Origin of the sequence: Argonema antarcticum A004/B2, from assembly GCF_023333585.1 — a bacterium.
GTDB classification, from domain to species: Bacteria; Cyanobacteriota; Cyanobacteriia; order Cyanobacteriales; family Aerosakkonemataceae; genus Argonema; species Argonema antarcticum.
In genome coordinates, this window is record NZ_JAIQZN010000006.1 from 1 (window position 1) to 15,275 (window position 15,275).

The following is a 15,275-nucleotide window of genomic DNA, read 5'->3' on the forward strand; positions in this document are numbered from 1 at the left end:
AAGTGTTAAAGCGTTATATTCAGGAGCAAGAAAAGCCGTGCTAGAAGCACGGGGTTTTAAACCCAAATTTTTGATAAAAAAGGGATCTCGACTTCTCTGCTGACACTACACTTAACGCTTTCGGTGATGACGATCGTAGGTTCCTGGTTGTTGGTACATACCATGTTCGCGCTTCACTATGCACATGGCTATTACCGCGACGATCGGGACACCGCCAGTGAAGGCAAGGCTGGAGGTCTAGATTTTCCCAGCGATAACGATCCAGATTATTGGGATTTTTTATATTTTTCTTTTGTGATTGGTATGACTGGCCAGGTTTCAGATGTTGCTACGACATCGCGATCGATGAGGCGTTTGGCGCTGTTACATGGAGTGTTATCTTTCTTTTTCAATACGGTTATTTTGGCAATGAGCATCAATATTATTGCTGGGTTGATTTGAGCGGTAAAATGTGGGATGAGGAAGGTGCGATCGGGCCTTCGATGTAATAATGTTAAGTAGGTGGGCGTAAATAAACTGAACAGCCAGAAACCCGGTAACTCCTGCGAAACCGGGTTTCTTGGGCGCAGCAGTTTTACGTTTAATTATACCCACCTACTTAGTAAATTCTGCAAAGGAGAATAGATAGCAATGATAACTTCTACAGTTGTACCCCAAATATCAGAAGTTTTTTCACTAGAAGACTGGATGCGAAATCCCCCTGAAGGTACAGAATGGGTGGATGGAAAATTGCTTGAAAAACATCCGATGGAATGGATGGATGAAAAACTGGTGGAGAAAAGTGGTATGACACTCAAGCATAGCCGGATTCAGTCTAGACTAGCTCGTTCCTGGGGAAATTACAAAGACTCCAGCGGACAAGGGGGAGAAGTTTATACAGAGGTTCCCTGTCGCACTAATAAGCAGGGTCGTTATCCTGATGTTGCTTATCTGACCCCAGAATTACTCGCTCAATTTGGCGAATCTGCTGTGCTTCCCCAGAGTTTCCCACTAATCGCTGAGATAGTTTCACCTACAGATTTTGCCGAAGAGGTAATTGCTAAAGCTCAAGAGTATTTACAATCTGGTTGCCAAGAAGTTTGGTTGGTATTTCCTGACAGTCGTTGGATTATTGCGATTACCCAAAATCAGCGACTTGTATTTATTTCTGGTGAGGTAGTTAGCACTCAGGTTGTTCTACAAGGTTTCAGTGTGGCGGTAGATGAGTTATTGGCTTGATGGAAAATGGTGGATAAAATTGGTTAAATATTATCAAAATACGGAAATAAAAACCGCTGATGAACGCAGATACTTATATCTGCGTTCATCAGCGGGAAAAAATTACTCCTCATCCGCATCGTGAGCAAATCGACGGAATAGGTAATCCAAGGCGTAGTTCCGCAAATTATAGTATTCTGGATCTTCCATAATTTGCGATCGATCGCGCGGACGAGGAAACGGAATTTGCATTACTTCCCCAATATTAGCAGCAGGGCCATTGGTCATCATCACCAACTTATCTGCCAAAAACAAAGCTTCATCAATATCGTGAGTGATCATCAAAACAGTACAACGGTGGTCCGTCCAAATTTTCAGCAATTCTTCCTGCAATTCTTCCTTCGTAATTGCATCCAAAGCGCCAAAAGGTTCGTCCAAAACTAACACTTTCGGACGAATTGCCAAAGCGCGGGCGATCGAAACCCGCTGTTTCATCCCGCCGGAAATTTGAGTGGGTTTTTTATCTGCTGCTTCCGTCAATCCTACCATTGCCAAATGTTCGCGAGTAATCGCTCTTTTTTCCGGTTCCGGTTTGTCGGGATAAACCGAATCAATCGCCAAATAAACATTTTCAAATGCGGTTAACCAAGGCAACAAAGCGTAGTTTTGAAATACCACCATTCTATCTGGCCCTGGTTCCCCGATGCGTTGCCCTTCCAGCCGCACTTCTCCGTCAGTAGGCGTGGCAAAACCAGAAACCATGTTCAGCAAAGTGGATTTCCCGCATCCAGAGTGACCGATCACGCAGATAAATTCGCCTTCATTCACCGTCAGGTTGACATCTTTTAATACGGTGTATGGCCCCTGTGCTGTGGGATAAACTTTCGATACGCCCTCGATTGTCAAAAATGCTTCGCGAGATTTCGATCGGGTAGTTTTCTTTTTCGTTTTTTCAGTGTAAGTCATTATAATTCCTGTTGAGAGATTGGTCATTGGTCATTGGTCATTGGTCATTAGTCATTGGTTATTAGTCATTGGTCATTGGTCATTGGTCATTGGTAAGCTAACGCGCATCTAACTTGAATAATCAGCAAGAGAGTGAAATTATTGTGGGGCGGGCTGTCGAGCCTGCCTCCTTTATAAAACTTAGATGAGCGACAGCTTATTATGCGATCGCTCTTTCTCGCTGCTAATTACCCATGACTAATGACTAATTAGGCAGCTTTTATCGTCCTGGAATCGAGGATAATTTCCGCCATCGTGAAATCGCGTTTAATCTTCAAATTGTTGAGATAGGAAATCGGATCTTCGGCATCGAAAGTGCTGCCATCAAAAAGTTGAATATTGCCGCGATTGTATTTCACATCCAGTACGCCCAATTCTCGCGCCGCCGTACTGAAAACACTTACCCGACAACCTCTTTCTAAAATTTCCAACCAATTTCTGGGGAAAGGAACGTCACCCCAACGTGCCATTTGTACGATATGCCAAAGATGTTCCGTGCGACTGGGGCGATTTGCGCCATCGCCAAAGAAAATATGATGGGCATATTCCCGCATCGGTCGATCTAAGTTACAGCTAGCAGATGCGGGATCTCCTAATTGGATATAAGAAATATCGGTACTTAGATATTCCCGACTTTCCAAAATTTGACGTATTTCTAAGGCGTTTTTCGGGTCAGCGCAATATTGTCCCGCTTCTAGCAATGCTTTCACCAAAGCGATGTGCGTGTTGGGATAAGCGTTCGCCCAATCTTCCCGCACGCCGAGAACTTTCCCCGGATGTCCCGGCCAAATTTCCAAGTCGGTGGCGACGGTAAAACCTACTCCTTCCATTGCGGCGCGGTAGTTCCAAGGTTCGCCGACGCAGAAACCGTCGATGCTTCCCGCTTGCAAATCTACGATCATTTGGGCGGGGGGAAGGTTTTGCAAGTTAACATCGCGATCGGGATCTATGCCACCAGCAGCTAACCAGTACCGCAATAGCAGGTTGTGCATGGAAGAGGGATGTACGATACCCATTCTGTGCTGGATGTTGGGAGATTTCAGCAGCATCTTTTTAAAGTCTGCCAAACTATATATCCCTTGGTCGTAAAAGCGTTTGCACAAAGAGATGGCGTTTCCGTTGCGTGTCATGGTGAGGGCTGATACCATTGACAGCGGTCGGTTATCCTTGTCGTGTCCGCCCAAAGTCATCCACAATGGCATCCCGGAGGGCATTTGGGCTGCATCTACGTAGCCGCCCGCGATGCCATCTACGATACCACGCCAACTGGTTTCGCGGACGAGGCTGACTTCATCTAAACCATGTTTTTTGAAGAAACCTTTTTCTTTGGCAATTGCAACTGGGGCGCAAGCGGTGAGGGGAACGAAGCCTATTTCTAGATTAACTTTTTCCAGGCCGTGACGAGCGATCGCAGCCGTCTTCCTAGCCCGAATTTTCTTGATCCGTTTTTGTTGGTTGAGGAAATAAATCATTTCCGATCGCAAACTATAGTAACTCGGATGGCTGACTACTTCCATCCGCTTGCGAGGACGGGGAATATCTACTTCCAGAATTTGACCGATTTTGGATTCTGGGCCATTGGTGAGCATCACGATGCGATCGGATAATAACACCGCTTCATCGACATCGTGCGTTACCATCACTCCCGTAACTTCATGTTCTTGGCAAATTTGCATTAATTTTTCTTGCAAATTGCCCCGTGTCAGCGCATCTAATGCACCAAACGGTTCATCTAATAGTAGCAATTTGGGACGAATTGCTAAAGCGCGTGCAATTGCCACCCGTTGTTTTTGACCCCCAGACAAACGATTTGGTTGTTTATCAGCATGAGGGCGCAAACCAACCATATCGATATGTTCTTCAACTATGCTCTTTTGTTCGCCTTTCGGCAAATAACCCAGCACTTCTTCTACCGCCAAAGCAATATTTTCCCGTACTGTTAACCAAGGCAATAGAGAATAGTTTTGAAACACCACCATTCTTTCTGGGCCAGGGCCATTAACTACTTCTCCTTCTAGCGATACCTCTCCATCCGTAGGCAAATCCAACCCGGCAATCATGTTTAATAGAGTGGATTTACCGCAACCGGAGTGACCGATTAAAGAAATAAACTCGCCTTTTTTAATTTCCAGGTCAATCCCTTTCAAGGCGACGTATTGACCGCCGCCGCTGAGATTAAAGACCTTCTCGATTTGGTCAACTGCAACAAATACGCTCATAGTAATTGGTAGTGGGTATTAGGTACGTAGTTGCGCTTCAGCGCTCTTTTATTCAGGTACGTAGTTGCGCTTCAGCGCTCTTAATTAGGTACAGCGCTTTAGCGCTAAAGCGCAACTACATACAAATTTCCTACTTCTTATCGTTCGGCACAATTCTTTCTTGCAAATATCCCATTGCTTTATCGAGAATCAAACCAACTGCACCGATATAAAACAGAGCCAAAATGATATCGCTGATGTAGTTATTTTGATAGGCATCCCAGATAAAGAAGCCAATGCCAACGATACCGGACATGATGATTTCCGCCGCAATAATTGCTAACCAAGCAAGACCGATCGCAATTCTCAATCCAGTGAAAATGTAAGGTAATGCAGAAGGCAACAAAATCTTGAAGAAAAACTTTTGATTCGACAGACGTAACACCCGGCGAACGTTAATGTAATCCTGTGGAATTTGCTGCACTCCCACTGCCGTATTAATCAAAATCGGCCAAATTGCCGTAATAAAAATCACGAACAATGCAGCGGGTTGGTTTTGTTGCAAAGCAGCCAAAGAAATCGGCACCCAAGCTAGCGGCGGAATCATTCGCAAGAATTGGAAAATGGGGTCTAAAGCTTTATTTAGCATGGCACTCGTGCCCACCAAAATGCCCAAGGCAATTCCGACAATTGCTGCTAGCGAATATCCGATAAATACCCGCTGCAAACTAGCCATCGTCTGCCAAAACAAACCTTTATTTGTACCGCCAAGATCGAAGAATGGATACATCAAATAAATGCGCGTCCGTTGTTCTGTCACCATTGAAGTCGGCCCTGGTATCTTGACAAGTCCGATACTAGAAGCTAGCTGCCAAACTACTAGAAAAATTACGACTGCTATCAGGGGCGGTAGGATATTTTGCGATTGTTTTTTCCACCAAGCACCAATTGCCGATTGCGAATTAGTGCTATTTCTTTTGCTAATATTTGCCGTCATTTTACCAATCTCCTTTTTATCGTGTAAGCTGTAATTAACAGTTCCCTAACTGTTATTAGTTTTAAGTCTTATGTCCTTACCAAATTCCATAGACATAAGACTTTTTACTAATGGCTAAACTTTCTTAATCTCCAGACTCTTTAAGTAAGCTTCTGGATTGGCGGGATCGAATTGTTTGCCATCAAAGAATTTTTCGATCCCTCTCGACGTGCTGCTGGGAATATCGGCAGCAGCAATACCTGCTTCTTTGGCAGCTTCCCGCCATAAATCTTCCCGGTTGACTTTATCGACAATTGCCTTAGCATTTGCCATCGTATCTGGTGGCAAAAAACCCCAGCGAACGCTTTCGGTAATGAACCACAAATCATGACTCTTGTAGGGATAGGAAACGTTGCCTAAGCTGTCTTTCCAATACAAAGTTCCCTGATTTTTGTCGTTAATATCTGGTTTAGAGTCTCCCATTTTGTAGAAACCTTTGTAAGGTTCTGCCAAAACATTTGGCGGCACGTTAAAGTAATTGGCGGTGGCCAGAATTTTGGTTAATTCTGGATGATTTTCGGTTTTATCGCACCACTCTTGTGCTGCCATCAATCCTTTTAATAAAGCTTTAGTTGCTTTGGGATGTTTGTCTACCCAGTCCCCTCTCATGGCAAAATATTCTTCTGGGTGGTCTTTCCAAATTTGGGCAGTTAATGCAGCCATAAAGCCGATATTATCTGCCACAATTCGATAAGGCCAAGGGTCGCCGGTACTGAAGGCATCCATCGACCCGGTTCTCATGTTGGCGACAGTTTGAGCAGCTGGTACGGCAATCAAGTTGACATCTTTATCTGGGTCGATTCCGGCAGCAGCAAACCAATAGCGAATCCAGAAATCTTGGTTAGCTTTGGGGAAAGTGTATGCGGCTTTGAAAGGCGTACCTGTTGATTTCAAACTGAGAATGTAATCTCTGGCTGATTTTAAATCTAAGCCGATATTTTTGCCTTGGTGCTTGTTGGAAACGGCGATACCGTTACCTTGGGTATTCAATTGCGCCAGCACGTACATGGGGATTTTTTGATTTCCCTTGGTAATGATGCCTTCCGATATCAAATGAGGCATAGGCATCTGCCACTGACCGCCATCAATACCACCACCTGCTGCACCAATTTCTACGTTATCCCGTGCGGAACCCCAGTTAGCTTGCTTGGAAACGTCTACATCAGTCATGCCGTATTTGGCAAAGAAGCCTTTTTCTTTGGCAATAATTAGCGGTGCTGCTTCCACAATGGGGATATATCCCAGTTTCGCCTTAGTGGTTTCTGGGGCATCCCCTGCACTTACATTCACTGCCGGAATGGCAGTAGGACTGGATTGGGTTTGCGTACCACCGGTGAGTTCGGGTGGGTTTCCCAAACATCCTTTTAGCAACACCGATCCTGCCGCAGATGCGCCAGCGGTGATCAAAAATTTGCGTCTAGAAACTCTGACTGAAAATTCAGACATAAAACCTCCTTACAGCTATTCCTATTCGCTGTTTATTATGCAAGTTAACTAGAGAACCGACATCCAAAATGGTGGTTCGCAGTGGTATTAATTTGTGAAAGCCAAATTGCCGTAAGCCTTTAAGCGTCAATACCAACCGGATGACGTGAGTTCGCCTGCGACAGAAACTTTCATCCTTGTGAAAACTTCTAGATTGGTTAGGGCGTTAGGGTGTCTCTAACCCACATAACCTGTCTGGAAATTTGCTTTAAACTAAGCTTACAGTCTTTAACTGGTTTTTGGATGCTTTAGTTTCATCAAATTTAAAATAAATTCTAAATCTTGTCTATAAGTAAATATTCTATTTTTATGATTTTTCAACGAACTCGACTAAGCTATAAGTTCTGATTTATCAATACTATTTGGTTAACTCTATAGAATGTTTATCAGGGCAGATAAAGTTATCTCTATAATAGTTATTATAATGACTCTATGAATCGGGAAAAAGAAAATATTTTTCAAAGCAGCTTGACAAAATAACCGAGGCAGGACATAGCAGGTGGGCTGAAGTGGTGAGCCTGCGATCGGGCCAATCTCGGCCTATAACTGTATATATTGAGTTGGCTGACAGATTTCTGGTGAGGATATTTGTTCGCTATTATTCAAATACGCTTTGACAGCACTAGCTAAAACCTTTGCTAAAAGTGGAGAAACCGCATTACCAATTTGATTGAATTGACTATTTTCAGAACCATAAAATTCAAACCAATCTGGGAAACTCTGAAGCCTAGCACCTTCACGAACTGTTAATCTTCTCCTACGTCCATCGGGTAAGCGTATCCGCAGCATATCGCCAGTTGCACCGCATAAATTACGACAGGTAACAGTTCTAGAAGGCGCATCTAAATGTAAATCTCTAGGTCTGATACATTTAGATGCCATTTCATATTTTTTCACATACTCATCCATGCTATGAGTAAGAAATTTTGAGTCGGATGCTGTAGAAAATGCAAGTTCTCCTAGCGCTTCTCCGGCAGTATAAGAGGAATTGAGATGGGTTTTTGGAGGCCACGTCCACCCGCCTTTATGTGCAACGCAAAAAAGGCGTTCTCTTTTCTGCGGAACACCATAATTGGCAGCATTTAAGACTTGCCATTCTACAATATAGCCGAGTGACTGCAAAGCTATAACAATCTCTTCAAGATACGGCTTGTTGCGGAAAAGCATTCCCCGCACATTTTCAAATAAAGCAAGTTTTGGATGATAGCGCTTCACAGCAGAAATAAAAATTGGAAAGCCGTCGCGACTATCTTTTAGTCCTAGTTGATGTCCACCTACACTAAAAGGTTGACATGGAGGGCCACCAATGATTGCTATTGCGCCGTCAACTAAATCAGATAAGGGTGTTAGATTTACTTGGTAACAGGAACTATGCAGATTGTAGCGATAAGTAGCGCAGGCATCTTCTAAGATTTCGTAGCCAACTGTTCTAAAACCGGCGGATTCAAAACCAAGTGCAAGTCCCCCGCAACCAGCAAATAGATCGATTACTAAAGGTTCAGTGGGTTGTTTTGCAGTAAGTTTAAGTTCTTGTTCAAGAAATTCAAGGTAGGGGAGTTTGTTTTTCATCTACCGGAAGTTCAAATTTAGGATAGTGCATGATTGTTACAGAGATGATTGGGACAAGTTTAGAAGCTAATTGAGTTAAGCCAAACTTCGATTTAAGTGATGATGGTAAGTCTTGCCAAGAAACTGCTACGAAACCAAAGCGATGATAAAATTGTACTAACTTTTTACCTAGACATTCTAAATAAAGCGGTTGGGTTGCTTGTTGAATTAAATATTTGACTAAATAGCTACCCAAACCTTTACCTCGCCAAGCAGGCGCAACTACTAAACTACCGAGTTCTTGCGCTTCAGGAAAAGAACGCAATTGTCCGCAAGCTACTAAAGTTTTATCACTTTCAATTACCCAAAATTGTTGCCAGCGTAATTGGGTAGGATCGAGTTTGGCACTCAATACTAATTTCCGAATTGCCCAGATATCGCTGGAACTAGCTGGACGGAGAATACATTCTGGTGGCAGGGAATTAGAAAAGTCTGTCATTGAATCGCATTAATAGTCTATCCGAAAAATCAGGTTTCGATATTTTTAACCACAGACTTCGACGTGACACTTCGGCAAGCGTTCGACTGAGTTTCGACAAAGCTCAGTCGAACGATGAAGACAGATGAACACAGATAAACACAGATGAATAGATATGTTTGGTTACTCATGAAAGGACTTTTTGGATAAAGTCTAAGGAGATTAGGTATTGAGAAAGGATGAATAATGAAAAAACCTTTTCCCAATCCCCAGTCCCCAGTCCCCATTCGCCAACCCCCATTATCGGGATTTCATGTCTGCGATCGCACCTCTAGCCACTCCGGCGATCGCTTGCTCTGTCGCTTTCGGTAAGTGATAATACTTCCCACCGGATGTTTTCGCCATTTCCTTCGCGAAACCAGTGGAAATAAACTTATTTTCCGTATCGATGACTAGCAGTTGAATCCCCAAGCCTCTAATTCTAGCGGTGATTTCCAACAGTTCAGCTTTGATATCCGGTTTTTCCCCTTCTGCCAAGGGTTCGCCCAAAGAACGCGCTAAGGGAATGTTACCACGACCATCGGTAATGGCTACGATTACTACCTGACCGATATCCCCAGACATCTGTGCGTTAATCCCCACTCGCACCGCCTGAGTTAGACCATGTGCTAGCGGGGAACCACCTCCACAAGGTAGCAGTTCCAGACGCCGACGCGCTAATGCGATCGAACGAGTCGGCGGTAACAGCACGTCGGCGCGTTCCCCACGGAAGGGTATCAACGCCACTTGGTCGCGATTTTCATACGCCTCCGTCAGCAGGCGCATCACCGCACCTTTAGCTGATTGCATCCGATTCAGCGCCATCGAGCCAGAAGCATCCACCACAAAGACTACTAGGGAACCAGCTTTGCGTACCAACCTTTTTGACCGAATATCTCCTTGTTCGACAAATACCCGCTTTGTCTGCCTTGGTAAGGGGGTTTCCGGGGATCTTTCTCGTCGCGCCTTCTGGTAAGGTGCAGCTGCTCGTAAAGTGGCATCAATGGCAATTCGTCGCACGCGGCCTTTTGGTATCATGGGCTTGACGTAGCGACCTCTATCTTCGGAGAAGATTTTGCTGCGAGCGCCTGATTTACCGCGCCGTTGTGCCATTTGGGCAAAGCAAAGTACGGTGGGATCGAGGATAACTCCTTCTGGATCGAAAATAAACTCTTCTGGGATACTGGGTTGTTCTTCCTGCGGTTCTTCGGGGTTTTCTTCTTCTTCCTGTTCGTCCTGTTCTTGTTCGGATCGATCTTCTGGCGGCGGTGGCGGTGGCGGTGGTGGCGGCGGTTGATCTTCTGGTGGCGTCTGCAAAATTGTCGCTCTTGGGACTATTACCAGTTCTACTCCACGGCGCAAATCTTCAGCATTTACATCTGTGCGTCCGTCCAAAGCGGCTGCTGCTTTGGCAACTCGGACGGCAAATAATTCGGCTCTATGTCCCTGTACGCCTGCGCGAATTGATTCTTCTACTAAATATGTTATTTGTTCTTGGGTGATGCGGACTTCTTTGAGCCATTCCCGCGCCAGAATTATTTGAGTTTTGAGGTTATCGATGTCTTCGCTGTACTGTGCGAGAAATTCTTGGGGATTTCTGGAGTATTCTAAAGCTTGTTCTACTGCTTGGACTCGATCGTCTAATCCGAGTATGGCGTCAGCTGAGAGGGTGATGGCAATGCGATCGAGCAAATGTTCCCGCAGCGCACCTTCTTCGGGGTTGTAAGTGGCAAGGAACAGCGCTTGGCAAGGATGCACAACACTAATGCCTTCCCGCTCAATTAGGTTGCGTCCTTCAGATAATACTGTGAGCAGTTGGTTGGCAATTTGGTCATCTAGTAAATTAATCTCATCTACATAAAGAACGCCTCGATGTGCTGCTGCGAGCAATCCTGGTTGAAATACCGATTCGCCGCGTTTGACTGATTGTTCGACATCGACTGAACCCAGTAATCTGTCTTCTGTGATTCCCAAGGGAATTTGGATGAAGGGTGCTGGGATAATTTGTGTTTCTATCTCCCCCTCTCCCCCTCTCCCTCTCCCCCCCTCTTCATCATTGGGTTCTTCGTTCCAGAAAGAACCTTTGATGACTTCAATGGGTGGTAGCAGTACGTGCAAAGCGCGTGCCATAACGGATTTGGCTGTGCCACGACGACCTGCTAGAGCAACTCCCCCCAATCCCGGATCTACCGCCGCCAGCAACAATGCTAGTTTGATTGCTTCCTGACCGACGACGGCGGCTAGGGGAAATGTTCTATTTGCCGATGTGCTAATGGCTGGCATAGTATTCTGCGTTTTTAGTCCAGTTTTTCAGCATAACGCAGACTTTGCCTAACCAGAACGGTTTGTAATTCTCTAATACCCCTAACATAAATCTGTGTCAGAGGCAAATATGTGCTAAAGCCGATTCTTTCCCGGATTTTAAAACGCTGTTTTCTTCATTGTTAAGTTATTTTGTTGTGTTAAACACAAGAACGTTTAATGATACGCGCCCAGAAATCGGCAACATGAATCAACTGGAATTCTTCAAGACCCTATCTGCTACCGAAACGCCTACGTCTTAGGAGAGGTTGATTATTCCAAGATCTCATGCTATAATGGTGCAAATTTGAGTAAGTCAGCCTAATCCAGGGTTTCAAAACCTGGAGCGGAGGAACCACCTTTTGGGGCGCATTTCTGCCTTTTTTTGTGAGGAAATAGGCAGAAAAGGACATCTCTCAGTCCTAGCCCGTCAGCTAACTTCGTAGGCATTGAGAGGAGACTGAAGAGTCAGCATTATTCATAATGTTTTGAACTCGTCAGTGTCCCCGGCTGGTACTGCTCAGCGTTCTTGTACCTGCTTCTGACACTATGTATATTCAATTGAATCTGTCTGCGATCGCAATTGCTGGTCAGACAGCTTGGAGACGCGCTAAACCTGTTGTTCTCCGGGATGTCGTCATACTGCCTGCGATCGGTTTCTTGGGGATTATTGTCCTGTGGTGGATTGTTGCCCTTGCCAATCACGAATTGATGCCTACCCCACCAGAGGCGCTAGTTGCTAATCTGGATTACATACTAAACCCGTTTTACGAACGCGGCCCAGGTAATTTGGGGATTGGTTGGTTATTGCTGGCAAGTCTAAGGCGGGTATTGGTAGGATTTCTTTTGGGTGCTGTCGTAGCAATTCCTTTAGGGTTTTTGATTGGAATGTCCAGACCCGCTATGTTAGCGCTTAATCCCATCATTCAGATTTTTAAACCCGTATCGCCGCTAGCTTGGCTTCCCATCGCCTTAGCCATCTTCAACTTGGCAGAACCATCGGCTATTTTTGTTATCTTCATCACATCTTTGTGGCCGACGATTATTAACACCGCTTTGGGCGTTTCTAGCGTTTCCAAGGATTATATAGATGTGGCAAAGGTGCTGGAAATGCCACGTTGGCGACAAATTACCAAGATTATTTGGCCAGCAAGTTTACCCTACATCTTTACAGGTTTGCGAATCAGTTTAGGGATTGCTTGGCTGGTAATTGTTGCGGTAGAAATGCTGACGGGCGGTATTGGTATCGGCTTTTTTGTCTGGGATGAATGGAGCCGTTTAAACCTGAGTTCGGTGTTTTTAGCAGTGCTGGTGATTGGCTTAACTGGGCTACTGCTTGACTGGGCTGTAGGCAAAGTTCAGGAATTGGTAACTCACCGTCCTAGAACTTCAAATTAGTCAGTGGTCAGTGGTCAATGGTCAGTGGTCAGTGGTCAGTTGTCAATGGTCAGTGGTCAGTGGTCAGTTGTCAGTTGTCAATGGTCAGTTGTCATTGAAAAAAGGCCAAATGACTGATGACAAATAACAATTATCAATCGGTGGAGTTGATGTATGAGTAACACCGACAATAACTATTGGAATCGGCGAGATTTTCTGTTGGGAATGGGCGCGGCGGCGGCTGGAATGGCGCTATCGTCCTGTGGAATTTCAGGCGATCGCTCTGCTAAAGGACTCACCCCAGAAGCCTTAGCAGTCAAACCTGTTGTAAATCCGGAGACATTGGAAAAACGAGATCTCACCGTCGGGTACGTTCCCGTCAATGACTGTGCGCCATTTGCGATCGCCTGGAAAAAAGGTTTCTTCCGCAAATACGGTTTAAACGTCACACTCAACCGCGAAGCTAGTTGGGCCACCTCCCGCGACGGCATCATTTTTGGACGCCTCGACGCCTCACCCGTCGTATCCGGTGCCGTCACCAACGCCAGAGTTGGAGCGGAAGGCGCACGCCACGCACCCCTGTGCGCGGCGATGACAATTCACCGCCACGGTAACGCCATGACCATGAATAGGGCAATGTGGGATTTTGGGTTGCGTCCCTGGCGGGAATACAACGGCGATTTGGAAGCGTTTGGAAGAGATTTCCGAAACTACTTTGACAAGCAACCAGCAGAGGGAAAAGTTTGGGCGGTAGTGCTGAGTTCCGCGATTTACGAATACTTTGTCCGCTACTTATCTGCTGCTGCTGGTGTCGATCCTTTCAAAGAGTTTCGCATTATAATCATTCCTCCGCCGCAGATGGTGACTAATGTGCGAATTGGCGCGACGCAAGCTTACATGGTGGCAGAACCTTGGAACACGCGGGCAATTAAAGGTAACGAGGGAGTTGGTTTTACCTTTGCTCAAGGCAGAGAAATTTGGTCAGGACATCCCGATCGACTTTTGGGTGTAATGGAAACTTTCATCAATAATTATCCCAAAACTTATCGTTCTCTGGTGAAAGCAATGATTGAAGCTTGCCAGTATTGCAGCAAACCCGAAAATCGCCAAGAAGTAGCCGAATTAATTACAGAGCGATCTTTTACAGGGGCAAAACCAAAGCAAGGGCCGATCGATAAGTTTACGCGACCGGCAATTGTCGGCGAATACAACTACGGCGGCTTTGATGATAAAAAGCGCATTCTCAATTCATCTGAAACAACTCTTTTCTTTGATTTACCTCCCAATCTTGGCAGAGTGCCGGGAGACCACTCAACATTTATGTGGCAGTCGGAAAGTATTTGGTTAATGACTCAAGCAGCTCGGTGGGGACAAATTAAAGAAATTCCCAAAAATGCGGAAGAACTGGCTCGTAAGGCTTGGAAAACCTCTCTGTATCGCGAGATTGCCACAGAAATGGGCATTCAATGTCCCCAGGAAGATTACAAAGTTGAACCAGCTGAAGTATTCATAGACAAAAAAGCCTTTGACCCCAGCGATCCAGTCGGTTATCTCAACAGTTTTGCAATCAGGGCAAATGCTCCCAATCGCTTTTTCATGTCTTAAGTAGGTGGGCATAATTAAACGTAAAACTGCCAGGCCCCTTAGAAACCCGGTTTCTCCAAGAAACCGGGTTTCTGGCAGAGGTTTCTGGGAATTAAGTTTATTTACGCCCACCTACTTAATAGTTTTTTTGTCTACTAACTCAAAACCATTCTAGGAGTATACAATGACTAAATACACTTCTGTTTCAACCAATACCGATGAGCCTTCCATCCGTCGCCCTGGATTTCTGGAAATTGACAATATAGTCAAGTCTTACCGTACTGCTGATGGGGGTGAGTTTGTCGTTCTCAATGGTATCGATCTTACTGTCGGTGAAGATGAATATATTTCTGTAATCGGTCACTCCGGCTGCGGTAAATCAACCTTGCTCAAAATTGTGGCAGGGTTGGAAAAACCGACTTCTGGGGGGGTTTGGCTGGATGGAAGAGAAGTTCGCAAACCAGGGAGCGATCGCATGATGGTATTTCAACATTATGGACTGCTACCGTGGCTAACCGTGCGCGAAAATATTCGGCTGGCTGTAGATGAAGTGCTAGAAAATGCTAGCCGTGCCGAAAAGATTAGCATTGTTAACGAACACCTGGCAATGGTAAATTTAAATGCGGCTGCTGATAAGTATCCCGATGAAATTTCTGGCGGTATGAAACAGCGAGTTGGCATTGCTAGAGCCTTGGCAATTCGACCGAAAATGTTGTTGATGGATGAACCGTTTGGGGCGCTCGATGCACTGACTCGCGGTAAATTGCAGCGACAGGTACTTGATATTTGGGAAAGTCACAAGCAAGCTGTGATGATGATTACCCACGATGTGGACGAAGCGATTTATATGTCAGATAGAATAGTGCTGATGACTAATGGCCCTGCCGCTACAATAGGAGAGATTTTGGAGGTGCCTTTTGAGCATCCGCGCGATCGGGCCGCCATGCGGGAATCCAAAGAGTATTATGACCTCCGCAACCACGCCCTGAATTTCCTCGATCGCTATTTTACCCAAGACGAGTAGATT

Annotated in this window: 12 protein-coding genes and 1 riboswitch; of the genes, 5 read left to right on the forward strand and 7 right to left on the reverse strand. The window is 45.3% G+C overall.

From position 1 onward, the window contains the following. Window positions 1-84: 84 nt before the first annotated feature. Entirely contained in the window at window positions 85-441 is a 357-nt protein-coding gene (locus LAY57_RS03820; RefSeq protein ID WP_420839059.1) for a DUF1345 domain-containing protein, read from the forward strand. 189 nt (window positions 442-630) lie between these two features. Further along, window positions 631-1,218 carry a Uma2 family endonuclease gene (locus LAY57_RS03825; protein WP_249064976.1) on the forward strand — a complete coding sequence of 196 codons (588 nt, stop codon included), beginning with the start codon at window positions 631-633 and terminating at the stop codon, window positions 1,216-1,218. A 102-nt stretch (window positions 1,219-1,320) separates the two neighbouring features. On the opposite strand, the gene LAY57_RS03830 is transcribed toward LAY57_RS03825, so the two are convergent. From LAY57_RS03830 to bchD, 7 genes are all read right to left on the reverse strand, one after another. Continuing rightward, window positions 1,321-2,163 (reverse strand): nitrate ABC transporter ATP-binding protein, encoded by an 843-nt coding sequence (locus LAY57_RS03830; protein ID WP_249064977.1) that lies wholly within the window; start codon window positions 2,161-2,163, stop codon window positions 1,321-1,323. A 248-nt stretch (window positions 2,164-2,411) separates the two neighbouring features. Beyond that, window positions 2,412-4,421, reverse strand: a complete 2,010-nt coding sequence (locus LAY57_RS03835; protein ID WP_249064978.1) for an ABC transporter ATP-binding/substrate-binding protein — start codon at window positions 4,419-4,421, stop codon at window positions 2,412-2,414. A 130-nt stretch (window positions 4,422-4,551) separates the two neighbouring features. Beyond that, on the reverse strand, window positions 4,552-5,397 hold the full coding sequence (gene ntrB / locus LAY57_RS03840; protein ID WP_249064979.1) for a nitrate ABC transporter permease: 846 nt from the start codon (window positions 5,395-5,397) through the stop codon (window positions 4,552-4,554). A 114-nt stretch (window positions 5,398-5,511) separates the two neighbouring features. Beyond that, the gene (locus LAY57_RS03845; RefSeq protein ID WP_249064980.1) at window positions 5,512-6,882 is read right to left on the reverse strand and encodes a CmpA/NrtA family ABC transporter substrate-binding protein; all 1,371 of its coding nucleotides are present in this window, start codon (window positions 6,880-6,882) and stop codon (window positions 5,512-5,514) included. A 579-nt stretch (window positions 6,883-7,461) separates the two neighbouring features. After that, window positions 7,462-8,490, reverse strand: coding sequence for a DNA cytosine methyltransferase (locus tag LAY57_RS03850; protein WP_249064981.1), 1,029 nt, complete (start codon window positions 8,488-8,490; stop codon window positions 7,462-7,464). Continuing rightward, on the reverse strand, window positions 8,465-8,968 hold the full coding sequence (locus LAY57_RS03855; protein ID WP_249064982.1) for a GNAT family N-acetyltransferase: 504 nt from the start codon (window positions 8,966-8,968) through the stop codon (window positions 8,465-8,467). Before LAY57_RS03855 ends, LAY57_RS03850 begins: the two co-directional genes overlap by 26 nt. A 279-nt stretch (window positions 8,969-9,247) precedes the next feature. Beyond that, a complete protein-coding gene (bchD, locus tag LAY57_RS03860; protein WP_249064983.1) occupies window positions 9,248-11,269 on the reverse strand; it encodes a magnesium chelatase ATPase subunit D in 2,022 nt (673 codons plus the stop codon). A 326-nt stretch (window positions 11,270-11,595) separates the two neighbouring features. Further along, a riboswitch (cyclic di-AMP (ydaO/yuaA leader) is annotated at window positions 11,596-11,751 on the forward strand. An 85-nt stretch (window positions 11,752-11,836) separates the two neighbouring features. Here bchD and ntrB (LAY57_RS03865) point away from each other — a divergent pair. The 3 genes from ntrB (LAY57_RS03865) to LAY57_RS03875 all read left to right on the forward strand — a co-directional run bounded on the left by ntrB (LAY57_RS03865) (window position 11,837) and on the right by LAY57_RS03875 (window position 15,272). Further along, window positions 11,837-12,685, forward strand: coding sequence for a nitrate ABC transporter permease (ntrB, locus tag LAY57_RS03865; RefSeq protein WP_249064984.1), 849 nt, complete (start codon window positions 11,837-11,839; stop codon window positions 12,683-12,685). Between the two features lie 153 nt (window positions 12,686-12,838). After that, complete coding sequence (locus tag LAY57_RS03870; protein WP_249064985.1) at window positions 12,839-14,269, forward strand: ABC transporter substrate-binding protein; 1,431 nt, start codon at window positions 12,839-12,841, stop codon at window positions 14,267-14,269. A 163-nt stretch (window positions 14,270-14,432) separates the two neighbouring features. Next, a complete protein-coding gene (locus LAY57_RS03875; RefSeq protein WP_249064986.1) occupies window positions 14,433-15,272 on the forward strand; it encodes an ABC transporter ATP-binding protein in 840 nt (279 codons plus the stop codon). Window positions 15,273-15,275 lie beyond the last annotated feature (3 nt).